Below are 22,629 nucleotides of genomic sequence, written 5' to 3'. Positions count from 1 at the left end.
TTCCGCGATGCCTAAGTACTGGCTACACTCAGTTGCATAACTCAACCCGCTCCAGTGAGCTTTGCCTGCATCACACAGGTGATGAGATGAAGAAATTCGAGAAAAAATACCAGCAACCTACGAAGAAGCTGGGCGCATAAAAGCTGAGAACCAAGCGCAGAAAACTCCGTGGGTAGCCTCGTTCAGCAAAGAAGAGCGCGAGGCCATAGAGAAGTGGTTGCAAGACGTCGTGGTCAAGGATTTTGGCGGATATCGATCACTTGACAGCGACCGAAAGGTTAATATAATCGAGCAAGATTCTGAGACGCCACCTAATCCAACTCGAACGGCAAGCACGCCTGAGAGCATGATTATTCGGGACATTCGAACAGTTGAGTGCGAATCCCCCCGGCCCACCAAATCAAAAAAGGCGTCCTTGGACGCCTTTTTTCTGCCTGAGATTTGTCCCCAGGCTATTAGCCAATATCACTCTCCTGCCACGTAAGCTCCCTGCTCCCGCGCCGTTCTAACCAGCATCTCCTCAGTGATATCTGAGATCGATTTGGCGCCAGTCAGGACCATGGCGACCTTCATTTCCTTTTCAATCAGGTTCAGCAGGTTGGCCACCCCGCTCTCCCCAGCCGTTGCCAGCGCGTAAATGAACGGGCGGCCGAGCAGGGTGAAATCGGCGCCCAAGGCCATCATGCGCACGACATCTAGGCCGGTGCGAATGCCGGAGTCGACCAGGATCTTGATCTGACCTTTAACTGCGTCTGCTATGGGCGGTAATGCCCGAGTGCTGGAGAAAACGCCATCGAGCTGGCGGCCGCCGTGGTTGGAGACGACAATGCCATCTGCGCCGAAGCGGACAGCTTCTCTGGCGTCTTCGGCATCGAGGATGCCTTTGATAATCATCGGACCTTCCCAGAAATCGCGTATCCACTGCAGATCTTTCCAGGAAATGGACGGATCGAAGTTGGCGCCGAGCCAGCCAATATAGTCGGCCAACGCCGTGGGGCTTTCGCGGTACAGGGAGATATTGCCCAGGTCGTGTGGCTTACCGTGCAGTCCCACATCCCAGGCCCAGCGTGGGTGCATGGCCGCCTGAAACATGCGGCGCATGGCGGAGTACTGACCGCTCATTCCCGAATGCGCATCACGATAGCGAGAGCCGGGAGTAGGCATGTCCACCGTGAAGACCAGCGTCTTGACGCCCGCGGCCTTGGCCTGCTCCAGCGCATGCTTCATAAAGCCGCGGTCCTTGAGCACGTACAGCTGGAACCACATGGGTCGATTGATCGCCGAGGCGACCTCAGCGATAGGGCAAACTGATACCGTAGACAGTGTGAAGGGTATGCCCTTGGCCGCCGCCGCTCGTGCAGCTTGAACCTCACCACGCCGGGCGAACATACCTGTCAGCCCTACTGGAGCCAGGGCCACTGGCATGGTCAGCATTTCATCAAACAACTGGGTCTCGAGGTTGACGCCTTCAACATTTTTCAGCACCCGCTGACGCAGCGCTACATCTGCAAGGTCCGACACGTTGCGACGCAGAGTGTGTTCGTCGTTCGCACCGCCATCGATATAGTCAAACAGGAAACGCGGTAACCGGCTTTTGGCCGCAGCGCGATAGTCATTAGGCGAAGAGATAATCATAGAAATTCATACCTTGTTCTTGGCAGGGAGGCCAACCGAGCACCAGCATGCCCAGTTTTACCCCCTCAGGGAAATTCTCAATAAGTATGAGGCTCAATCGCACGCGTAGCTTATTACAGGACTAATTGATGAAGCGATGAACAACGGGCTGGTAGAGAGGTCCATATAAAGCTAACTGATCGACTAGACGAGGCCAGAAAAAACCGGCTTGTGAAGACCGTAGAATGGCTTCAGCCCAGTGGGAATAGGGCTTCGCTATTAAAAGCCGATCATATATTTCTCTTTGATCATGCCGATCGTCGAAACGCTGGATACAATGATGAAAGTGGGCTTTATTATTGCAAATTATGAGTTATCACTATTCGGCTCGATGGAATTACACCGCTACCGGATACCACTGAGCCAGGAGGGCTTATGAGCAAGCAAATGGAATTGCCCGAAATCGCTTGGTACCTGTTGCAGTGCAAACCCCGGCAAGATACCCGCGCGTGTGAACACCTGACCCGACAAGGGTTCGAGTGCTTCAACCCCAGCATCCAGATGCAAACCCTGAAACGCGGCTCCATTCAGCAGAAAGTTCAGCCACTTTTTCCCGGTTATATCTTTGTCCGTGTAAAGGCCGAAGATAGCTGGACCTCGCTGCAATCCACCCGGGGCGTCACCCGAATTGTGGCGTTCTGCGGGACACCTTGCCGAGTGAGCGATGACATCATTACCCATCTGCGTGAACGCTGCGCCACGGCTCAAAATGCACAGGCGCTGAATCCCGGAGACCGAATTCACGTCAAGGTGGGCCCGTACGCAGAGCTGGATGCCGTCTTCGTTTCGATGGATGGCGAACAGCGGGTGATGTTGTTGCTTAACGTTTTAAATCGGCAGCAGTTGGTCAAGGTACCGCTCAAGCACATATCAAACTGATTATTGCCATTTTAAGACGCAATTGTTTCAGGGCTGAACTATTTTGAGGCATGCAGGTCGGATGCGATGAGATTGTATTGAGAGATTTCATAACGCTTGTAGCCTCCCAACACGGCATGCTTATTGCTTCGGTCACGTTAGATTCACACAGATGAATTAACCTTTTGATCGCTGTAAGCCTCTGTTGATGTATTTAGTGCTGCCTACCACAACATTTATCTAGTAGTTGCCCATCAGGAGCATGTCTTGGGCGGTAGCGTGCCTGAATGATCGTCAGATTTGACGCACCAAACTGACACGCCATGATGAGAAACGAATCAGATTTGTGCACAGGTTCTCTCGCACATCCTGCTAAACAGATGGCGACAACCTTGTTTCAAGGGCTGGCTCCAAGGTGTGATCGTTCTCCAAGCTTAAAACAGAAAAGAAATCGCTGACGTTTCGGACATTACTGCTTAGTGCATCCATCCGAGATCCATCAGGTCTCGGACAGAAGACGATGAGGGCTGGCAACTCTCGCTAGTGCAGCATATTTGTCATCAAAGTCAGCGCCTTAGATACCGGCGGAGGGTCGCAAGAAGACCTTCTTCCTTTCACTGCAGCTGTATCTTTCGACAAGGACTTCATTTCTATGAGAACAACCACACTGACCATGGCTATGCTTGCTGGCAGCTTTTCGGCTCATGCGCTTGCAGTGGAGCCTCAGAGCATCGATTTGGCAGGCTTTGACTTCACGCCTACCCTATTACTGGGCGAGCGCTACGATGACAACCTTCGTGGGGATAACGAGGACGAGATCTCGTCCTGGGTGACCACTCTGGAGCCCAGCTTCCAGCTCACGGCTGAGGGGAGCAAGACTGGCCATCAACTGGAGTATCGCGCCACCCGCGAGACCTACCACTCCGAGTCAGACGCAAGCCATACGAATCATCACCTGACACTGAAAAGCATTCTGGAATTTACCTCACGGCACCGACTCAGAACGGGGCTGGGCTACCACCGAATTGAAGAAACGACTGATACCACGCTCGATGGCGTTAACGATAAATACTCGTTAGCCAACGGCGAGCTGGGTTACACCTTCGGCGCAGTGACCGCGCGCAATCAGATCGACCTGCTGGGTCGTTACGAGCAGCGCCGCTTCCAGAACAGCGGCGGCATCAACGATGATCAGGAACGTGACACGGCGGGTTTGACCACCACCTGGTATCACCGTATATCCCCAAAAACCCGCACACTTGGGGAACTGCGCTACACCGATCATGACTACACCACCGATCTGAATAACCGCAGTAGCGTCAATACCGCGGCTCTGGTCGGCGGAACATGGGAGGCCACTGCGAAAACGACCGGTACGCTGAGAGTTGGTGCGGAGAAAAAGAATTTCGACGATTCCAGTCGCACGGATTACACCAGTCCCATGTGGGATGTTGGCTTGACCTGGAACCCTCGCACCTATTCCACCTTCGGTATCACCACTCGCCGCGCCTTCGATGAAGGAGATGATGGCGCCAGCACAGTGCAGGACATAAACACGCTGCTTAGCTGGGATCACATCTGGAGCCCCTGGATCTCAACCGAGCTGGAATATCAGATTCTTGATCGCGAGTACAAGGCGGTCGACAGAGAGGATGACCGGACCGCATTCGGCGCTGCAGTTGTGTATACGTACGACCGTTGGGCCGATTTCAAGCTCGGCTATCGCAGGGTCGATAATGACTCGAATACCAGTGAAAACGACTACAAACGCAACCTCTATCTGCTGATCGTCGAACTCAGTTTGTAAACCACTACCCCAAGGCCGATGACCGTCGGCCCACTCTAATAACCAGGACGATATCGCTGCAGAGCTGTTGCGCAGTCGTGGAGAAACCTTTTATGCCTATGCACATTTTGAAGATAGCCGTCGTACTACTGCTTGGCTTCGTTTTTCAGGCCCAGGCGCAGACCCAATATCGCCTGAGCTCCGGCGATGTGGTTCGTATCAACGTTTATGGGGAGCCCGACCTGAGCTTCGAGGAAATCCGCTTGAACGACGCAGGCACCTTCTCCTACCCCTTTATTGGCGAGGTCAATGCGCTGGACAAAACGCCTCGGGAAATCGAAGACATGATCGTCAAGGGGCTGCAGGACGGCTATATCGTCGACCCGCGCGTGTCCGTCAGTGTCATCAACTATCGCGAGTTCTACATCAGTGGCGAAGTGAATGAACCCGGGGGCTACCCTTTTCAGCCAGGTCTGACTCTAGATCGCGCCATTGCGCTGGCGGGGGGCCTGACTGAACGGGCATCAAAGCGACGAATCACGGTAATCCGTGGTGGTGACGAAAGCCGAACTATTGAAAAAGCCGCTCTGGATACCATCGTCAAACCAGGCGACACCATCACTATCGACCAGGGATTCTTCTAAGCATGAACAGCCCCCTTCGCCCGGAAAAACAATGGTACCCGCTGGCCCCATCAGATGATGATGCGGACTTTATCGACCTGAAAAAGAAATGGCATGCCATCTGGTCGGCAAAGTGGAGCATCTTTGCGCTGGTGGCTTTGGTGACCTTGCTAGCCGCGCTGGCGTTGTCGCAGGTGCAACCAGTTTACCGCGCCAGCACTACAGTGATGATCGAGGCGAAGGGCAACCAGTTGGTAGCCTTCCAGCAGGTTTATGACTCTACCGGCCTGCTCGGTGAATACATGCAAACACAGTTGGGCTTGATTACCAGCCGTGACGTTGCGGAAAGGGTGGTAGAGAAGCTCAACTTGACCCAGCACCCGACCTTTGACCCACGCCAACAGCCGCAACCGTTGATTAATATCAAGCCGCTGATCAACCGCGCCAAAATTGCCGTGTTCGGGGAAGATCCCGATTCGATAGAACAAATCCTTACCGAAGAAGAAATCCTGGATTTCGCCACGAGCCGCTTTATGGAGCGTACCTCCGTCAGCGTCGAAGGCAAAAGCCAACTGGTACGGATCGCCTTTGACATGACCGATCGATTTACTGCAGCTCTGGCAGCCAACGCCATTGCAGACAGTTACATCGAGAGTCAGCTCGAGGCGCAGATGGACATGTCGGTCAAAGCGACCACATGGATGAACAGCCGTCTTGAAGAGTTACGCGGCAGCCTCAAAGAAGCCGAAAACCGGCTGCAGGCGTATCGCGAACAGGAAGGTCTGGTAGATATTGACGGCGTTGCGACCATCAGCGCCAATGAGTTGGGCATGATCGGCGACCGAATGATTGACGCTCGCAGTCAACGCGCCGAGGCAGAAAGTCAGTATCGCCAGGTGCAGTCGATGAGCTCCCAGGGCTGGGAACGGATGGCCAGTGTGCCTGCGGTGCTCGGGCATCCGCTGATTCAACAATTCAAAGCCGAGCAGGCTCGCGCCCAAGCCAAGGTTGATGAGCTGTCAGGCCGGTACGGTGAACGTTTCCCTGCCATGCAGTCAGCACGCTCGGACCTGGCCGCTGCCACGGCCAGCCTGCGTAGCCAGGTCGAGCAAGTGGTTGCGGGCATTGAACGCAATTATCAACTGGCTCTGGCCAACGAGAACTCCCTGCGCGCTTCGTTCAATCAGAACAAGGAACAGATTCAGGACATTTCCGGCAAGGAGTTCAAGGTCCGGGAGTTGACTCGAGACGTGGAGAGCAACCGTGCACTCTATGAAACCTTCATGACCCGTCTACAGGAAACCACCGCCACGCAAGATCTGGCCAGCACCAATGCGCGTATCGTCGATCGGGCCATTCCACCTGCTGAGCCTGCCGCGCCAAACAAGAAACTGCTACTGATTATTGCCGTGGTGCTATCGCTGATTGCCGGAGTCGTAATTGCGCTGATTTCCGAGGTCCTCAACAACACCTTCAAGAGCACCGAAGATGTCGAGGGACAATTGAACCTACCCGTATTGGGGATTATGCCGCTGATGGCAAAAAAGCATCAGAAGCATATGCATCATCTGTTCGAGAGAAACGAAGAGCACCAGTTCTGCGAGGCGGTGAGAACTATCCGTACTGGGGTCATGCTCGCCGATATGACGCGCTCGCAGAAAGTCATGGTGATCACTTCGTCGGTACCTGGCGAGGGCAAGAGCGCGCTGGCGGCGAACCTGGCGTTCTCCTTGAGCCAGCTGAAATCAGTACTGCTGATTGACGCAGATTTACGCCGTCCGACTCTGGCGCGCAACTTCGACTTTCCTGTCGGGACTCCGGGGCTGGCAAACCTGATTTCCGGTACCGCCAAGGCTCAGGACTGCATACAGAAGGTATCTGAAAATCTCGATATGATGACTGCCGGCGCGGTGCCGCCTAATCCGCTGGAGTTGCTCGCCTCCCCGCGTTTTGCAGAACTACTGGAAAAAGCCAAGGAGCATTACGACCACATCATCATTGACTCACCGCCAACGCAAGCTGTCAGCGACCCGATTCTGACCTCGACTTTGGCCACATCGGTGGTCTACGTAATCAAGTCAGAAAGCACCTCCATTCCCATGGCGCAGCGTGGCGTGGGCCAATTGTTGCAAAGCGGTGCCTCCATCGTCGGCGTGGTACTGAATCAGGTAGACGTGAAAAAGGCCGCGAAGAAAGGCGATTACAGCGGCTACGTCGACCACTACGGCTACAGCGCTGGGAAGGCTTGATTAGCACCCTGCGGCGGCCGGATTGCTATCTGAGCAAACACCATGATTGACCTGCACTGTCACTTGCTACCGGGCATCGATGATGGCCCGGAGGACATGCAGACTGCACTGGAAATGGCCAGAACTGCAGAGTCTAGCGGCATCACCCACATGGTCTGTACGCCGCATATCCATCCCGGACGTTACGACAACAGCGCAGCCATTATCCGCAATGTCTGCCGCCAATTTGCCGCGGCGATCTCAGAGGCGGGCATCAAAGTTCGGGTCAGTTACGCCGCTGAAGTACGTTTCGGCAGTGAACTGATGAGCATGATAAGCGAAGGCAGCATTCCCTTCGTAGGGCGTTGGAAAGGTCGCAGAGTCATGCTTCTGGAGTTTCCGCACGGTGGCATTCCGTTCGGTGCCGAGCAGATGACGCGTTGGCTGCTGAGCCGAGGAGTCATGCCCATGATCGTTCATCCGGAGCGCAATAAAGGTTTTATGCAACAACCAGCGCGGCTGCGACCTTTCATCCAGCAGGGCTGCCTGGTGCAACTGACCGCCGGGTCGGTGGCAGGCTCATTTGGTGAGCCTGCGCAAGATCTAGCCCTGGATTTGATCAAGCAGGGCGTGGTGACCATTTTAGCCAGCGATGCACACAACCTGGTGCACAGGCCACCGGATATGCAGCCTGGCCTTGAGGTGGCCATGGAGATTCTCGGTGAGAGGACTGCGCGGCGGCTGGTTGTTGATACGCCATGGCTGATTGCAGAACACCATTTCGTTAGACCCTAGGTGCGCCAGACCGGCGCCACTTTTCGCTGACGGCTCAGGGCTTCCCCGCCCGGTCGATCAGCCGTAATTCAACATGTTGGAATGATTGACTATTTGCGCCGCCGCATAAGCACGACAGGCAGAGCACGGACCTCAGGCGACAGCAATTTACGTTTGAAGGAGTTTTATAATGATCGCGAAACGAAACAACCCGGCTGTCAACCGACACGGTCTGACTTTTTGGGTGCAGTGGTTTTGTGCTGTTTCACTGGTCAGCATTTTACTTTGCTATCTAGCCATCGATCAGTTCGGCATGGTTTCCACCCAGTACCGTATGCTGATCGTCGTCACGGTATTTGCTTCAGTTCCGGCTTATATGCTGGCGCATGTCTATCATAAGCGGCATGGCTATTTTGCCGGGCTCGGCCACCTGCTGATTGGCTGGGCGACCTTGCTGAGCGGGCTGTTTGTGATCGCCCACCTTAGTAACAGCAGCGACTTGTTCTCGCCCCGCATTCTGCTCAAGTGGGCGACGCTAGGCTTTGTGGTGCAAGCGGTGGCCTACCTGCCTATGCGCTACTTCGCCAACCTGCATTCCAGCAAACTGCGTGTGGGCCGCACGTCCGCGATCCTCGGCACGGGTGCTACCGCCTATGATCTGGCCAAGCGACTCGCCGCTTCTGGCCGAGTGCCGCTGCTGGGCATGCTATCCTCGCAACCCGATACCGAAACCGCAGACCCCCGATTCCCTGTGCTGGGCGACTTGAGCACGCTGCGTGAGCAGGTCGAGAAACATAACATCAAGCGCGTTTACATCGCGCTAAGCCTGAACGAAGTCCCGTCGATCGAAGCGCTCTACCTGACACTGCTTGATCTGAGCGTGGACGTTGTATGGATCCCCGATTTTGGCGGCATGCCGCTCCTCAACCAGTCGATTTCCGAGATCGAGCAACTGCCGGCAATTTATCTGAATGAAACGCCTTTCAGCTCGCACCCCGCAGCAGTGTTCACCAAGGACTTGATGGACCGGGCGATAGCCATGCTCGCCATCCTGGCGCTCAGCCCGGTTTTTCTAGCCGCAGCCATTGCAGTGAAACGTTCGTCGCCCGGGCCTGTCCTGTTCCTTCAGCCGCGCCACGGTTGGAATGGCGAAGTCATCCATGTGATGAAGTTCCGCTCCATGCGCATGCATGAGGATGACACCGTGGTGAAGCAGGCCACCCGCGAAGATCCCCGCGTGACGCCAGCAGGACGCATTTTGCGCAAAACCTCGATCGACGAACTGCCGCAACTATTCAACGTGCTACGCGGTGAAATGTCTCTGGTCGGACCTCGCCCCCACGCAGTCACGCATAACGATTACTACAGCGACAAGATCCTTGCCTATATGGCGCGTCACCGCATCAAGCCCGGCATTACCGGTTTGGCGCAAGTTAACGGCCACCGCGGCGAAACGGAAACCATCGAAAAGATGCAACAGCGGGTAGAGCAAGACCTGGCCTATATCAATAGCTGGTCGCTCTGGCTGGACATCAAGATCCTGTTCCGCACGCCCTTCGCGTTGTTCTCACGAGACGTGTACTAACTATTGAGATGCACGGGAGGCCTCTGCGCCGACCCTGTGATCTGCAAATGCTTTTACTTTCAGACAAGGATTAATTCATGGACATTACTGTCATTGGAACCGGCTATGTAGGGCTGGTTACCGGGGCCTGTATCGCCGAAATGGGTAACACTGTTTACTGCGTTGATACCGACCCGAAAAAGATCGAGAACCTCAAGAAAGGCATTCTGCCGATCTATGAGCCGGAGCTCGATACCCTGGTGACAGAAAACCATGCCGCCGACAGGTTGCATTTCACCACCACGCTGAAAGACAGCATTGAGCATTCCAACGTATTCTTCATCGCAGTCGGTACCCCGCCCGGCGAAGACGGCTCGGCGGATCTGCAGTATGTGGTGGAAGTGGCCAGGCAGATCGGCAGCCTGATCACCCGGCCATCGGTTGTGATCAACAAGTCCACAGTGCCGGTAGGCACCGCGGACCTGGTACAGGCCACTATCAGTGAGCAGCTCAAGCAGCGCGGCCTGGACCTGAGTTTTGACGTGGTATCCAACCCCGAATTTCTCAAGGAAGGCTCTGCGGTCAATGATTTCATGCACCCGGATCGCATCATTGTCGGTACCGAAAGCGAGAACGCTCGCCAGGTGATGACCGAGCTCTATGCGCCTTTTATTCGCAACCGCCCACGGATGATGTTCATGGGCGTGCGCGATGCGGAAATGACCAAGTACGCAGCCAACGCAATGCTCGCCACCAAGATTTCCTTCATGAATGAAATCGCTGGTCTGTGTGAACGCCTGGACGTGGACATTGAGCACGTCCGCCTGGGTATTGGTTCTGACCAGCGCATCGGCTACCACTTCATCTACGCCGGATGTGGCTATGGCGGCTCGTGCTTTCCCAAGGATGTGAAAGCGCTGATCAGTATCGCCCATCAAAATGATTACGAGCCCAAGCTGCTGCAAGCGGTTGAAGACCGCAATGCCGTGCAAAAACAGTCGCTGTATAACAAGCTGATGACGCATTTTGACGGCGAGTTGAGCGGCAAGACCTTCGCCGTCTGGGGGCTGGCCTTCAAACCGGGCACCGACGATATGCGTGAGGCACCCAGCGTGGTGCTGATCAACAGCCTGATCAATGCCGGTGCAAAGGTGAAAGCGTACGACCCGATCGCCGCTGACTCCGCGCGCCGGGAGTTTCCCGAGCAATGGTTCAATGAACAGAAACTCACTATCGTCGAAGGTCAGTACGAAGCCGCCATCGATGCAGACGCGCTCGTGCTTGTCACTGAATGGAAGCCTTTCCGCCGGCCTGATTTCAAGGCCTTGAAGAAGCTGCTCAACCATCCCTTGATCGTCGATGGGCGTAATCAGTACGACCCTGTCCAGATCAAGCGTGAGGGTTTTACCTATTACGGCATTGGCCGTATGCCGATCAATGCCTGATCCGCCCCTCTCCGCTAGCGCCGTTGCCTCCCAGTCTGGTGAAGATGATCATCTGCGTCGCAGCAGGGTGAGCATGGGTATTCGTGAGCTCACAAAAAGCAAGTTGCTGCGCAATATACTCACGGTGGTGTCCGGCACTGCCGGGGCACAGATGGTCGCGATGGCTTTCATGCCCATCATCACGCGCCTGTATGGTCCGGAAAACTATGGGGTGTTGGGCGTGTTTCTCGGATTGGTGGCGATGACCGTGCCGGTCGCAGCCCTGACCTATCCGATGTCTATCGTGCTACCCAGCCGCGATGATGAAGGGCGCAACCTGGTCAAGCTGTCGATTATCCTGGCGATAGGCGTAGCCGCGTTGAGCGCCGTACTACTGCATTTTTTCGGCGGGCAACTGGTTGCGCTGATGGGCGTAGAAGCCATCACGCCATTCCTGATGTTGCTGCCGCTGGCGATGTTCTGTGGCGCGGCTCTGGAAACTGCCCAGCAATGGTTGATCCGCAAACAGCGTTTCAAGGTCACGGCCCGGGTCGCCGTAGCCCACTCCATTATTCACAATATCGGCCGCAGCACTGCCGGTCTGATACACGCTTCCGCCGCCATGCTGGTGATCACTACCGCGCTCGGACCCTTGCTGCATGCGGGCATGTTGTTTTTCGGCATCCGCCGCGACAAGGCGATCGGTCGCAAGCATCCCGAAGATCAACCGACTGAAGTGTCCACGATTCTTGGCGTAGCTGGCCGCTACAGCGACTTCCCGATTTACCGGGCACCGCAGATGTTGATCAATGCTGTCTCGCAGAATTTGCCGACTTTGGTTCTGGCCGCCTATTTTGGTGCTTCAGCCGCTGGGTTTTTCGCTATTTGCAAGCAAACCCTGAGCATGCCCACCCACCTGATCGGCAAATCGGTGGCCGATGTTTACTACCCCAAGCTGGCGAAAGCCATTCAGGAGGAGCAGGCAATCACCGGCATGCTGCTCAAAGCCTTTATCGGCCTGGCGGCGGTAGGTCTGGTGCCGTTCGCCACCGTATTCTTTTTCGGCCCCTGGCTATTCTCTTTTGTCTTTGGCACCGAATGGGCGATCGCTGGCGAATTCGCACGGTGGCTGGCGCTGTCAGAATATGCGGTATTCATCAGCCGGCCCTGCACTGTTGCAGCACCGGCCCTGCGACTGCAGCGCCGCTATCTGGCTATCGAGGTGATCAGTACGATCATGCGCGTCAGCTCGCTGTTTATCGGGGCGCTCTGGTTACAGGACGCACTAGGCACTGTAATCGCCTTCGCGATGGCCAGCATCTTCATTTACACCAGCTTGATTTTTATCGTGCTCTACGAAGCTCGCAAATGGCACAAGCGCCTGACACCTCGGAGCTGACATGACACCCACATTCGCGCAACCCGTTTTCTTGTCCTCCTTCGGTTTATTAACTTCATGACGCAATCCCTACCCACGATCATTGTGATCGGCTATAACCGCCCTGCCAGTCTGTCGCGATTGCTGGGCTCCCTGCGCAATGCACACTTTCCGGCAGGCAATGTCCGTTTGATCATCAGCCTGGATAACTCCGGCATGCTCGAGCCTCTGGAGGTAGCGAAAGCCTTTGATTGGCCACACGGCGACAAACGTATCATCGCGCACGAAACTCGGCTGGGCCTGCGCAATCACGTCTTGAGCTGTGGCGATCTGACCGAAGAATACGGCGACGTGCTGGTATTGGAAGATGATTTGTTCGTCTCCCCCTTCTTCTATCAGTACACCAGCGCGGCTCTGGACTTTTACGCGGACGATCAGGCGATTGCCGGCATCAGCCTGTACAGCCAGCAATTCAATCAAACCGCTAATCTGCCGTTTATGCCGGTGGACAATGGCGATGCCGATGTCTATTTCATGCAGCTGGCTGCTTCCTGGGGTCAGGCCTGGTCTCGCCGGCAATGGCGGGGCTTTCGCCAATGGATGCAGGAGCATGGAACGGACATTACTAATATTGCGAATATTCCAGCAGACATTCTCAGTTGGCCGGACTCCTCCTGGTTGAAGCTGTACAACGCCTACATCATCTCGCGGAACAAGTTTTTCGTGTATCCGTACCGGTCATTAACGACCAATTTTGGCGATCCGGGCCAGCACTTCAATATCGCCTCATCGCGCTTCCAGGTGCCGGTCCAACAGCGCAGCATGACCCACCAGTTTGTGTCGCTGGGCGCCAGCCTGGCCATCTACGACGCCTTCTGCGAAATCTCTCCGGCCAGTATCAAGATGCAGAATCCGCTGTTGGCCGATTATGACTTCACGGTTAATTTGTATGGCTGCAAACACCACACTGACGGGCTGCAGCTAGCTCGCAGCAACAGGCAAGGCCTGCACAACTTCAGCTTATCCATGAAACCTATGGAGCTAAGCGTGATGCACAACGTCGAGGGCGAGGGTATCAGCCTGATTGAGCCATCAAGCGCTACCAGTTACGCCTCGTCTGCAGAAGCCGAATACGGCATGTACCGATTTTTCTACAAATTCCCCTCCCCGCGGATCATTTTGTCCGGCCTGCTGGAACGGGTTCAGTTAGTCGTCAGCCGCTTTGGATCCCGCTGATTAACTGCGGCTGTCAGGTATCAACTCTTTCAAATCGATATTCGGAGCACAGAAAATCAATGGAACGCAAAAAAGCACTTATCACCGGCATCACCGGGCAAGATGGTTCCTATCTGGCGGAACTGCTGTTGGAAAAAGGCTATGAAGTGCATGGCATCAAGCGCCGTGCGTCCTTGTTCAATACGCAACGGGTGGACCACATTTACCAAGACCCGCATGTCGAAAATCAGAATTTTGTGCTGCATTACGGCGACCTGAGCGACTCCTCCAACCTGACGCGCATCATTCAACAGGTGCAGCCTGATGAGGTGTACAACCTGGGAGCCCAGTCACACGTTGCGGTCAGCTTCGAGTCGCCGGAATACACCGCCGACGTGGACGCTATGGGTACACTGCGTATCCTTGAGGCCATTCGCCTGCTCGGGCTGGAAAAGAAAACCCGCTTCTATCAGGCCTCCACTTCCGAGCTGTATGGCCTGGTCCAGGAAAGCCCACAGAAGGAAACTACGCCTTTCTACCCGCGTTCGCCCTACGCCGTCGCCAAGCTCTACGCCTACTGGATTACCGTGAACTACCGCGAGGCCTACGGCATGTACGCCTGCAACGGTATTCTGTTCAACCATGAGTCGCCGCGCCGCGGTGAGACCTTCGTCACGCGCAAGATAACCCGCGGTCTGGCCAATATTGCCCAGGGCCTGGAGACATGCCTGTACATGGGTAATATCGACTCCCTGCGTGACTGGGGGCATGCGAAAGACTACGTGCGCATGCAGTGGATGATGATGCAGCAGGAGCAGCCTGAAGACTTCGTCATCGCTACCGGCGTGCAGTATTCGGTACGCGAATTCATTAGCTGGTCCGCCGCCGAGCTGGGCATCACGTTGCGCTTTGAAGGCACTGGCGTGGATGAAAAAGGCATCGTCGACAAGGTTGTTGGCGACCAGGCTCCGGCGGTCAAGGTGGGCGACGTGCTGATTCAGGTCGACCCGCGTTACTTCCGCCCTGCCGAGGTAGAAACCCTGCTCGGTGATCCCTCCAAGGCCAAGTCGAAATTGGGCTGGGTGCCGGAAGTCACCGTGCAGGAGATGTGCGCTGAAATGGTCCGTGAAGATCTCAAGGTCGCCCGTCGCCATGCGCTGCTGAAAGAGCATGGTCACGACGTTCCCTTGACCGTGGAGAGCTGAGCATGACCGAGAAGACACGCCATCAGCGCGTTTTCGTCGCTGGCCATCGAGGTATGGTCGGCTCAGCCATCGTCAGACGCCTGACTGCGTTGGGCTATGACAACATCATTGTCCGCGACCGCCAGTCTCTGAACCTGCTGGATCAGGCTGAAGTGAACGCGTTCTTCGCCGAGCAGGCCATTGATCAGGTCTATCTGGCCGCTGCCAAGGTCGGTGGCATTCACGCCAACAACGTCTACCCGGCAGAGTTCATCTATCAAAACCTGATGATCCAGGCCAATATCATCCAGGCCGCCCATGCCAACGATGTACAGAAACTGCTGTTTCTCGGCTCATCGTGTATTTATCCCAAGCTGGCAGAGCAGCCGATGCGCGAAGAGGCCCTGCTGACCGGTACTCTGGAGCCCACCAATGAGCCTTATGCGCTGGCGAAAATTGCCGGCATCAAGCTGTGCGAGAGCTATAACCGCCAGTACCAGCGCGACTATCGAAGCGTGATGCCAACCAATTTGTATGGCCCTGGCGATAACTACCATCCGGAAAACAGCCACGTGATTCCCGCATTGCTGCGGCGCTTCCACGAGGCCACGTTGCGCGGTGATCAGGAAGTCATCATCTGGGGCAGTGGGGAGCCCATGCGCGAATTTCTGCATGTGGATGACATGGCCGCAGCCAGCGTGCATGTCATGAACTTGGATACGCCTACCTATCAGGAGCATACCCAGCCCATGCTGTCGCATATCAACGTCGGTACCGGTGAGGATTGCACCATTGCCGAGCTGGCCCAGACCATTGCCAAAGTGACCGGCTTCGAAGGCTGGCTAGGCTTTGATCCGAGCAAACCCGATGGCGCGCCACGCAAGCTGATGGATGTATCGCGTCTGGCGTCGTTGGGCTGGAGCGCCAGTATCGGGCTGGAAGACGGGCTTCGCGATGCCTACAGCTGGTTTGTCGAGCACATGAACGAAGCCCGGAGCTAGCAGTGTTCCTTGACGCCGACAGTTTCAAAACCGTGGTGGCCAGCACGCCGCTGGTATCGATCGATTTGCTGGTGAGCAACAGCGATGGCGCCGTCCTGCTCGGACAACGCCTCAATCGTCCGGCACAAGGCACCTGGTTTGTGCCGGGCGGGCGTATCTACAAGAACGAAAGCCTGGACCAGGCCTTCCAGCGCCTTACCGAAGACGAGCTGGGCCGTGTATTTGTTCGGCAGCAGGCCGACATGCTGGGCGTTTATGAGCATTTTTATCATGACAGCGTATTCGGTCAGGGCGGCGACGCACCCAGCACGCACTACGTTGTGATCGCGTATCAGATCACGCTGAGTGCCGAAGATACTCTCAGCCCGCCGCCTGACCAGCACAGGCTGTATCGCTGGTGGCAGAGAAACGACATGGCAACGTCCGATCAGGTTCATTTGAATTCAAAAGTCTATCTCGACGCTTGTACGTCGATCTGAACAATCCGCTAGAGGGAACAATTGCCTTGTTCAAACAACTGCTCGCTTACAGGAACCTGCTTTTTATCCTGATTCTGCTGAACTCGGGTATTTTCTTCCTGACAGATGACAAGAAAGCTGGGCTCCCATTCATGCGGGAGATGTACCTGTTCGGCATGGTAATAGCGGCGGGAATGTTGCTGTTCATGTGGAAACGCGTTTACCAATCCAAATCCAGCTTGTGGATTCTGTTTTTAGGCGGGGTACTGCCGTTGGCATCAGCCATTCTGGCCAATCTCAATTATGGCCAGCCGATCATTTACGGCTTGCTGGAAGAGCGCCGCAGCCTGCTTTATCTGTCGTTCTTTCCCACCCTGTACCTGCTGATCAAGACCGCTCCGACTCAGAAGCACCTGGAAAACTTCTTTTTGTATTCTGCCGTACTCTGTGGGGTGGTGGGCTTTCTGTATTACTTTGGCATCATTCCGGAAAACACCAATATTTCTTTTCACGTAGATGAGAAGGACTTCGTCGAAACGCTAAGACCCAACCGTTTCATGATTGGCTCAAGCTATGTATCGATTGCCGTGTTCATGCTGCTATACCGCATGCGGGACCGAGTCTCTATTGCACGGGTGGGCCTGCTATTATTCTTCGCTGCCTACCTCTGGCTCGTTATCCAGACCCGCCAGACCATGATCATCTGGTCGCTGGCGGCGTTGTGGGTTTTCCGCAACCGCATTGGTTCGCTGCTAAAACTAGGCTCCCTGGCATCGGCAGTACTGATTTTTTCCTTCTTCCTGGTACCCGAGTTCTACGTAGAACAGTACGAGCGGTTCAATGCCCTGCTGTTTGAAGCGACCAGTGGTCCGGGCGTCCGCGACAATACCGTGGCGGTGATCATGCAAGCCGTACGGGACAACTACTACGTTGGCCTGGGTGCCCTGTCGTTGCAATGGAATGGCGGATTTTCCGGCATGTACGGGCCGCATTTCTACCTGTCTGACGTGGGCATCGTGGGTGTGTATCACCGTTTCGGCTTCCTGACGCCTTTAGTCGCGTTGATTTTCTATGGCGGCTACCTGTGGATCATGCGTCAGTGCAAACACAAGGGGCCGCTACTCCTCGCCTTTCAACTGACCTTCTGGTTCGGCATGCTCAACATGCTGCTCTCCAACGCGCTCATGTATGGCGGCGCTACCCTGGGTATCGCCACCGCCTGTTTTGTCTATTTCGCCAAGGTAAGAAACCCTGCTCGCGAGCAGGGTCGTACCCCTGTATCGCCACCAATCAATTGGGCTCACCATGACCAACTTCAGCGTCGTCACTATTAACTGGAACAATCTGGCGGGTTTGCAGAAAACCTACGAGAGCATCGTTCGTCAAAAGTACCGCAATTTTCGCTGGATCGTGATGGACGGAGCTTCCACCGACGGCAGTGCGCAGTGGCTTGCCGAACTGAACGAGCCGTTGGCAGAGATCACCTCGGAAGCCGATAAAGGCATTTACGACGCCATGAACAAAGGCTTGATCAGAGCGACAGAAACCCCCGGCTATACGTTGTTCATGAACAGTGGCGACCAATTCTACGATGAGAACTCGCTGGAGAAGGTGGCGCTGGCCGCGGAGCGGGCTAGCGTTGTACCGAAGTATATTTACGGTGATTACTATCTAGAGAACGCCGAAGGCAAGCTGACTGCGGCCTATGGCAAGCCTATCAACAAGATCTTTCTCGGCATGCCGTCCTGCCACCAGGCCATGTACTTCGAAAATGCGCATTTGAGCAAGATCCGCTTCCGCCAGAATTACAAGCTGTCGGCCGACTATTGCATGATCATCGAGTTCGTGAAGGAGCTGGATAAAAACACCGAAATACTGCACTTGCGCACACCACTGTGCATCTTCGATACCACGGGCGTCTCCCAGCGCCGGCGCTTCGCAGCGCTGAAAGAGGATGTGGATATCCGCATGCAATACCTGAAGCTCAATGCCCCAAAAGCGTACGGACTTTATGGCCTACACTATCTGCATACGCACAGCAAAATTCTCCGGGCCACGCTGGAGAAACGCTTTGCCTGAACTCAACGCTAAGCGGGAATCAGGCCTGCCTGTTGATACGGGGATCGCCATGAAGGCTTTTGATATCGATTTCTACACCGGTTCCAAGGAGCAATTACTGACCAGGATACTTCCAGCCTGCCAGCAGCCGTTCAGCTATATCGTCACTCCCAACATCAACCATATTGTCCAACTGGAACACGACCAAAGGCTGACCGAAGCCTATGCTACGGCCAGTTATCGCATCTGCGACAGTCGAGTATTACTGCCAATACTCAGGTTGCTCGGCGTCAAGCTCGAAGAAGCCATCCCGGGCAGTACGCTGACGGCTGACCTGATGAATATTGCGGCTGAACGCCACTGGACCATCACGGTAGTAGGTTGTGAGGCGAACAATGTGGCTCTGCTGCGTGCCAAGTATCCAGGCATCACTTTCCACCATGATTATCCGCCGATGGGCTTTATCAAGGACGAAATGGCGGTAAGTCGCTGTATCGACTTCGTTGTTGCCCATCCGGCCAACCTCGTCGTTCTTGCCTTGGGCTGTCCGACGCAGGAAATTATTGCCGCTCGCATATTCGCGACGGGCCAGGCCAAGGGGCTAGGGCTCTGCGTTGGTGGTTCTCTCAACTTCCTGGCAGGCAGCGTCAAGCGCGCACCGGAGTGGGTGCAGAACCTGAGCCTGGAGTGGCTCCATCGCATCTGCGCCGAACCCAAGCGGCTGCTTCGCCGCTATGCACACGATGCGCGTCGTTTTATCCCCATACTCATAAGACACCTCAGAACCTAGCCTGCAACCGATTCGATTTTTCACGGAGTACACACATGATCCCCATTATTATGTCGGGTGGCACTGGGTCCAGGCTCTGGCCGCTGTCACGCCAACTCAATCCCAAGCAGTTTCTGCCCTTGGCGGACCCCAGCATGTCCATGCTGCAATCGACCATCGCTCGACTGAGCGGCCTGAACACTGATCTGCCACGGTTGATATGTAACGAAGAGCACCGCTTCCTTGCCGCAGAACAACTGCGCAAATTGGGCATGGAAGGAGCGCAGATCCTGCTCGAACCGGCTGGCCGCAACACCGCACCCGCTGTTGCGCTGGCGGCACTGCAGGCCTGCGAAGGCGGTAATGATCCAGTTCTGTTGATTCTCGCTGCCGACCATCTGGTTGAAGATCAGGACGCTTTTCATCACAGCATCAACAGCGCCCTGCCCTATGCCGAAGCCGGCAAACTGGTTAACTTTGGCGTGGTCCCTACGCATCCGGAAACCGGTTACGGATATATCCAGAAAGGTGCCTCTGACGGTGAGACCGGCGGCTATAAGGTTCAGCGTTTTGTAGAAAAACCGGACATCGAAACGGCCAAAGACTACATAAGCTCGGGTGATTTCTTCTGGAACAGTGGCATGTTCATGTTTCGCGCCAGCCGTTACCTGGAAGAGCTGGGTAAATTTCGCCCAGACATTCTTGAAGCCTGTCGCAGCGCTGTTGCCCAATGTGAACAAGATATGCATTTTACCCGGGTAGATAAGGCCGCCTTCATGGCATGCCCATCCGACTCGATCGATTATGCGGTAATGGAGCGCACTACGGACGCCATTATGGTGCCCCTGGATGCAGGCTGGAGTGACATCGGCTCCTGGTCAGCGCTGTGGGACGTAAGCGACAAGGACAGCAGCGGCAACGTACTCAAGGGCGACGTGATTAGCCACGATTCGCGTAACAACTATGTGCATGCAGACCATCGGCTGGTGGCCACTGTTGGCCTCGAAGACCTGGTGATTGTGGAAACCAAGGACGCTGTTCTTGTCGCCCATCGCAGCCAGGCGCAGGAAGTCAAACGTATCGTCGACCAGTTGAAACTCGATGGCCGTGGCGAGCACCTCAATCATCGAGAAGTTTATCGCCCATGGGGCGTCTATGATTCAATCGACAACGGTCAGCGTTATCAGGTCAAGCGCATTACCGTGAAGCCAGGCGCCAAACTCTCTGTCCAGATGCACCATCACCGCGCCGAACATTGGGTCGTTGTAAGCGGCACTGCGCGTGTCACCAACGGCGACGAAACCTATATGGTGACTGAAAACCAATCCACCTACATTCCCATTGGTCAGGTCCATTCGCTTGAGAACCCCGGCATTATTCCGCTAGAGTTGATTGAGGTCCAGTCAGGCTCCTATCTGGGCGAGGACGATATAGTTCGCTTCGCTGACAACTATGGTCGAGTGTCAAACAACGAAAAGGCGTCCGTAGCCTAAATATTTCGCAGGGGCGCCACAGCCCCTCTACCATCTGAATAGCAAGGAGGCTCACATGAATTATAGAAGTGTAGGCGACCTATCAACGCTAATCAGCAAAAATGCCGGCAAACTTCCGCAAGGTATAGATCTGATTGTTGGTATACCGCGCAGCGGAATGCTGGTGGCCAGCCTGATATCGTTAAAGCTGAATCTGCCGCTAACCGACCTGTACGCCTTTCTACGCAATGATGATCTCAAGCACGGCAGCACCCGCACCTACAAACATGACGCACTGGAAAAGCCCCAGAACGCCCAGCAAATACTATTGGTAGATGACAGCATCGCCACCGGCAATTCCATGCGCGAAGCTGTGACCAAGGTGAAGGAAGTGTATCCCGGCGCAGTGGTGACCATGGTCGCCTTCGCTCAGCAGCATAATACCTCCGAAGTGGACGTCCATCTGGATACCGTCGAGCAACCGCGGGTATTCGAGTGGAATATCATGCACCACCACTATATCACTCGAGCTTGTCTGGATATCGACGGCGTACTCTGCGTAGACCCTACGCTCGACGAGAACGACGACGGACTGCTTTACCGGCAGTTCCTGGCATCCGCCAGACCGCTCTATCTACCTTCGGTGCAAGTAGCGCACCTGGTCACCAGCAGGTTGGAAAAATACCGCCCGGAAACCGAGGCCTGGCTGAAAAAGCATGGCGTTTCCTACGGCAAGCTGCATATGTTGGACCTACCGTCTGCCGAGGAGCGGCGCCGTTTGAATATGCATCACACGTTCAAGGCGCGCATTTATAAGGAGCAGCTGCAGGCGATACTCTTTATCGAGAGCGAGGAGCACCAGGCAAGGGAGATCATGCGCCTGTCGAACAAACCGGTGTACTGCACCGCCACCAACGAAATGTATGTGCCTGGCTTCAGTGTGTCAGCTTTAAAATACGTCACACTGCGCAAGGGCCAGTCGCTGAAAAGAAAAATTAGAGAACAGGTGCGCCGGCTTTTCGCCAGGTTACCTGCCTAGCGAAAAGCCGGCGTCAGACCCTAGCCTGGACCGTATTCCGAACAGTTACCCTGCCCCAGGTATTTTTCCAACACGGCCCACTGCGGTTGGTCCACGCCCTTGCGCGGCTCAACCGAGAGCCGATACTTGCCCCAGGAGGGGCCCGCTGCCCAATAGGTGATGGGTATGCAATTGTCCTGCAGATGAGCGAGAAGCTTATCCATAGCGTCCAGCCAGCGCGGGTCATCTCCTGGCACGCCAAATTCTCCGATATGCCCCCGCTTTCCATGCTGCTTCAACCAGCCGATAAACGGCTCGGCCCGCTTGACCCCCACCATCGGATCAAAATCATCCCCCGGAGCGGCTTTATAACTTCCGCTGGCATCACTGTCGATATACAGGTGCGCGGAAAAGATGATGTTATCTGCCGGATCCTCCAGCTCTAACAGCGCATCGGCGTAGCGCGGCCAGCGAGCAGCGCTGGACCAGGAGGTACCCTCGATCAGCAGCGGCCGCTGCATGTCGTGCTTGCGGATGCCATCAATACCCGCCTGCGCTGTCGGCGGCCATTTGTCGTCCGCGCCATAGGGTTCGTTCATGATGTCGTAGGCGTAGAGCGCTGGATGCTTGTGCCAGCGTTCCGCGATACGGGACATCAGATCATGGTAGGCACTGATCGGCGTTTCCGCGGTGCCAATCACCTTGCCCCGATATCGCGCGTAGTTATGCACATCAAGAATGATGCGAATGTCGTTTTCGGCGGCCTGGTCGAGCATCTTGTCCACCAGTCCACTGTAGACCGGGTCCAGTTCGGCATTGAGGCTGGCCTGCAGGCGCTCCCACTTCAATGGGAAGCGCACCATTGTTATGCCTTTTTTGCGCCACTCGGCAAAGTAACCTTTGGGCGGAAAAAAGTAGTGGGTACCATGCTTGCCCGGCAGCTGATTGCCGGTGAATTCGGCCCCCGCCACATTCAAGCCCACCAGCTCGATACTGCTCTCCTGCGCTTGAGCACCGGACCAGCAAACAACCATCAGGCATCCCAGTCCGGCAAGTAAGCGCTTTGCGACTTTGTGCATAATCATCTCCTCAGGACAATAAACCAAAGTGGGCAAGCAACTACTCCCTACCTACTACTGATACAG

The 22,629-nt window shown here is 55.3% G+C and carries 19 protein-coding genes; 17 read left to right on the top strand and 2 right to left on the bottom strand.

Annotation, left to right across the window (positions count from 1 at the left end; all coding sequences use genetic code 11):
* Positions 1-465: 465 nt before the first annotated feature.
* On the bottom strand, positions 466-1,635 hold the full coding sequence (gene lldD / locus EAO82_RS04275; protein ID WP_096345987.1) for an FMN-dependent L-lactate dehydrogenase LldD: 1,170 nt from the start codon (positions 1,633-1,635) through the stop codon (positions 466-468).
* A 414-nt stretch (positions 1,636-2,049) separates the two neighbouring features.
* Here lldD and rfaH point away from each other — a divergent pair, with 414 nt between their 5' ends.
* The 17 genes from rfaH (at position 2,050) to EAO82_RS04190 (ending at position 21,505) form a co-directional block, all read left to right on the top strand.
* Positions 2,050-2,553: a transcription/translation regulatory transformer protein RfaH gene (gene rfaH, locus EAO82_RS04270; RefSeq protein WP_096345986.1), complete on the top strand. Its 504-nt coding sequence runs from the start codon at positions 2,050-2,052 to the stop codon at positions 2,551-2,553.
* Positions 2,554-3,184: 631 nt separating this feature from the next.
* On the top strand, positions 3,185-4,339 hold the full coding sequence (locus EAO82_RS04265) for an outer membrane beta-barrel protein (protein WP_096345985.1): 1,155 nt from the start codon (positions 3,185-3,187) through the stop codon (positions 4,337-4,339).
* A 92-nt stretch (positions 4,340-4,431) separates the two neighbouring features.
* Positions 4,432-4,962: a polysaccharide biosynthesis/export family protein gene (locus EAO82_RS04260; protein WP_096345984.1), complete on the top strand. Its 531-nt coding sequence runs from the start codon at positions 4,432-4,434 to the stop codon at positions 4,960-4,962.
* 2 nt (positions 4,963-4,964) lie between these two features.
* Positions 4,965-7,190 (top strand): GumC family protein, encoded by a 2,226-nt coding sequence (locus tag EAO82_RS04255; RefSeq protein WP_096345983.1) that lies wholly within the window; start codon positions 4,965-4,967, stop codon positions 7,188-7,190.
* Between the two features lie 42 nt (positions 7,191-7,232).
* The gene (locus EAO82_RS04250; protein WP_096345982.1) at positions 7,233-7,964 is read left to right on the top strand and encodes a tyrosine-protein phosphatase; all 732 of its coding nucleotides are present in this window, start codon (positions 7,233-7,235) and stop codon (positions 7,962-7,964) included.
* A 169-nt stretch (positions 7,965-8,133) separates the two neighbouring features.
* Positions 8,134-9,528 (top strand): undecaprenyl-phosphate glucose phosphotransferase, encoded by a 1,395-nt coding sequence (locus tag EAO82_RS04245; protein ID WP_096345981.1) that lies wholly within the window; start codon positions 8,134-8,136, stop codon positions 9,526-9,528.
* Between the two features lie 77 nt (positions 9,529-9,605).
* Positions 9,606-10,952, top strand: a complete 1,347-nt coding sequence (locus EAO82_RS04240) for a UDP-glucose dehydrogenase family protein (protein ID WP_096345980.1) — start codon at positions 9,606-9,608, stop codon at positions 10,950-10,952.
* Positions 10,953-11,025: 73 nt separating this feature from the next.
* Positions 11,026-12,330, top strand: a complete 1,305-nt coding sequence (locus EAO82_RS04235) for a lipopolysaccharide biosynthesis protein (protein WP_231703279.1) — start codon at positions 11,026-11,028, stop codon at positions 12,328-12,330.
* A gap of 57 nt (positions 12,331-12,387) precedes the next feature.
* Positions 12,388-13,545 carry a glycosyl transferase family 2 gene (locus EAO82_RS04230; protein ID WP_096345978.1) on the top strand — a complete coding sequence of 386 codons (1,158 nt, stop codon included), beginning with the start codon at positions 12,388-12,390 and terminating at the stop codon, positions 13,543-13,545.
* 59 nt (positions 13,546-13,604) lie between these two features.
* Positions 13,605-14,729: a GDP-mannose 4,6-dehydratase gene (gene gmd, locus EAO82_RS04225; RefSeq protein WP_096345977.1), complete on the top strand. Its 1,125-nt coding sequence runs from the start codon at positions 13,605-13,607 to the stop codon at positions 14,727-14,729.
* 2 nt (positions 14,730-14,731) lie between these two features.
* Positions 14,732-15,709, top strand: coding sequence for a GDP-L-fucose synthase family protein (locus tag EAO82_RS04220; RefSeq protein ID WP_096345976.1), 978 nt, complete (start codon positions 14,732-14,734; stop codon positions 15,707-15,709).
* A 2-nt stretch (positions 15,710-15,711) separates the two neighbouring features.
* Entirely contained in the window at positions 15,712-16,188 is a 477-nt protein-coding gene (locus EAO82_RS04215; RefSeq protein WP_096345975.1) for a GDP-mannose mannosyl hydrolase, read from the top strand.
* A 26-nt stretch (positions 16,189-16,214) separates the two neighbouring features.
* Positions 16,215-17,501, top strand: coding sequence for a hypothetical protein (locus tag EAO82_RS04210; protein ID WP_096345974.1), 1,287 nt, complete (start codon positions 16,215-16,217; stop codon positions 17,499-17,501).
* A complete protein-coding gene (locus tag EAO82_RS04205) occupies positions 17,473-18,246 on the top strand; it encodes a glycosyltransferase (protein WP_096345973.1) in 774 nt (257 codons plus the stop codon). Before EAO82_RS04210 ends, EAO82_RS04205 begins: the two co-directional genes overlap by 29 nt.
* Positions 18,239-19,015, top strand: coding sequence for a WecB/TagA/CpsF family glycosyltransferase (locus tag EAO82_RS04200; protein WP_231703278.1), 777 nt, complete (start codon positions 18,239-18,241; stop codon positions 19,013-19,015). The genes EAO82_RS04205 and EAO82_RS04200 overlap by 8 nt, the downstream gene beginning before the upstream one ends.
* A 35-nt stretch (positions 19,016-19,050) precedes the next feature.
* Entirely contained in the window at positions 19,051-20,487 is a 1,437-nt protein-coding gene (locus EAO82_RS04195; RefSeq protein ID WP_096345972.1) for a mannose-1-phosphate guanylyltransferase/mannose-6-phosphate isomerase, read from the top strand.
* 55 nt (positions 20,488-20,542) lie between these two features.
* Entirely contained in the window at positions 20,543-21,505 is a 963-nt protein-coding gene (locus EAO82_RS04190; protein WP_096345971.1) for a phosphoribosyltransferase family protein, read from the top strand.
* A 20-nt stretch (positions 21,506-21,525) separates the two neighbouring features.
* On the opposite strand, the gene EAO82_RS04185 is transcribed toward EAO82_RS04190, so the two are convergent.
* Positions 21,526-22,563 carry a glycoside hydrolase family 5 protein gene (locus tag EAO82_RS04185; RefSeq protein WP_096345970.1) on the bottom strand — a complete coding sequence of 346 codons (1,038 nt, stop codon included), beginning with the start codon at positions 22,561-22,563 and terminating at the stop codon, positions 21,526-21,528.
* Positions 22,564-22,629 lie beyond the last annotated feature (66 nt).

The organism is Halopseudomonas pelagia (genome assembly GCF_009497895.1).
Lineage (GTDB): Bacteria > Pseudomonadota > Gammaproteobacteria > Pseudomonadales > Pseudomonadaceae > Halopseudomonas > Halopseudomonas pelagia_A.
The sequence above is the reverse complement of the archived record's forward strand: the minus strand, read 5'-3'. Positions and strand labels throughout refer to the sequence as shown.

What these genes read in the sequence shown, in the direction of transcription:
- lldD (WP_096345987.1), bottom strand. Translation starts at nt 1,635, where the DNA reads ATGATTATCTCTTCGCCTAATGACTATCGCGCTGCGGCCAAAAGCCGG.
- rfaH (WP_096345986.1), top strand. Translation starts at nt 2,050, where the DNA reads ATGAGCAAGCAAATGGAATTGCCCGAAATCGCTTGGTACCTGTTGCAG.
- EAO82_RS04265 (WP_096345985.1), top strand. Translation starts at nt 3,185, where the DNA reads ATGAGAACAACCACACTGACCATGGCTATGCTTGCTGGCAGCTTTTCG.
- EAO82_RS04260 (WP_096345984.1), top strand. Translation starts at nt 4,432, where the DNA reads ATGCCTATGCACATTTTGAAGATAGCCGTCGTACTACTGCTTGGCTTC.
- EAO82_RS04255 (WP_096345983.1), top strand. Translation starts at nt 4,965, where the DNA reads ATGAACAGCCCCCTTCGCCCGGAAAAACAATGGTACCCGCTGGCCCCA.
- EAO82_RS04250 (WP_096345982.1), top strand. Translation starts at nt 7,233, where the DNA reads ATGATTGACCTGCACTGTCACTTGCTACCGGGCATCGATGATGGCCCG.
- EAO82_RS04245 (WP_096345981.1), top strand. Translation starts at nt 8,134, where the DNA reads ATGATCGCGAAACGAAACAACCCGGCTGTCAACCGACACGGTCTGACT.
- EAO82_RS04240 (WP_096345980.1), top strand. Translation starts at nt 9,606, where the DNA reads ATGGACATTACTGTCATTGGAACCGGCTATGTAGGGCTGGTTACCGGG.
- EAO82_RS04235 (WP_231703279.1), top strand. Translation starts at nt 11,026, where the DNA reads ATGGGTATTCGTGAGCTCACAAAAAGCAAGTTGCTGCGCAATATACTC.
- EAO82_RS04230 (WP_096345978.1), top strand. Translation starts at nt 12,388, where the DNA reads ATGACGCAATCCCTACCCACGATCATTGTGATCGGCTATAACCGCCCT.
- gmd (WP_096345977.1), top strand. Translation starts at nt 13,605, where the DNA reads ATGGAACGCAAAAAAGCACTTATCACCGGCATCACCGGGCAAGATGGT.
- EAO82_RS04220 (WP_096345976.1), top strand. Translation starts at nt 14,732, where the DNA reads ATGACCGAGAAGACACGCCATCAGCGCGTTTTCGTCGCTGGCCATCGA.
- EAO82_RS04205 (WP_096345973.1), top strand. Translation starts at nt 17,473, where the DNA reads ATGACCAACTTCAGCGTCGTCACTATTAACTGGAACAATCTGGCGGGT.
- EAO82_RS04195 (WP_096345972.1), top strand. Translation starts at nt 19,051, where the DNA reads ATGATCCCCATTATTATGTCGGGTGGCACTGGGTCCAGGCTCTGGCCG.
- EAO82_RS04190 (WP_096345971.1), top strand. Translation starts at nt 20,543, where the DNA reads ATGAATTATAGAAGTGTAGGCGACCTATCAACGCTAATCAGCAAAAAT.
- EAO82_RS04185 (WP_096345970.1), bottom strand. Translation starts at nt 22,563, where the DNA reads ATGCACAAAGTCGCAAAGCGCTTACTTGCCGGACTGGGATGCCTGATG.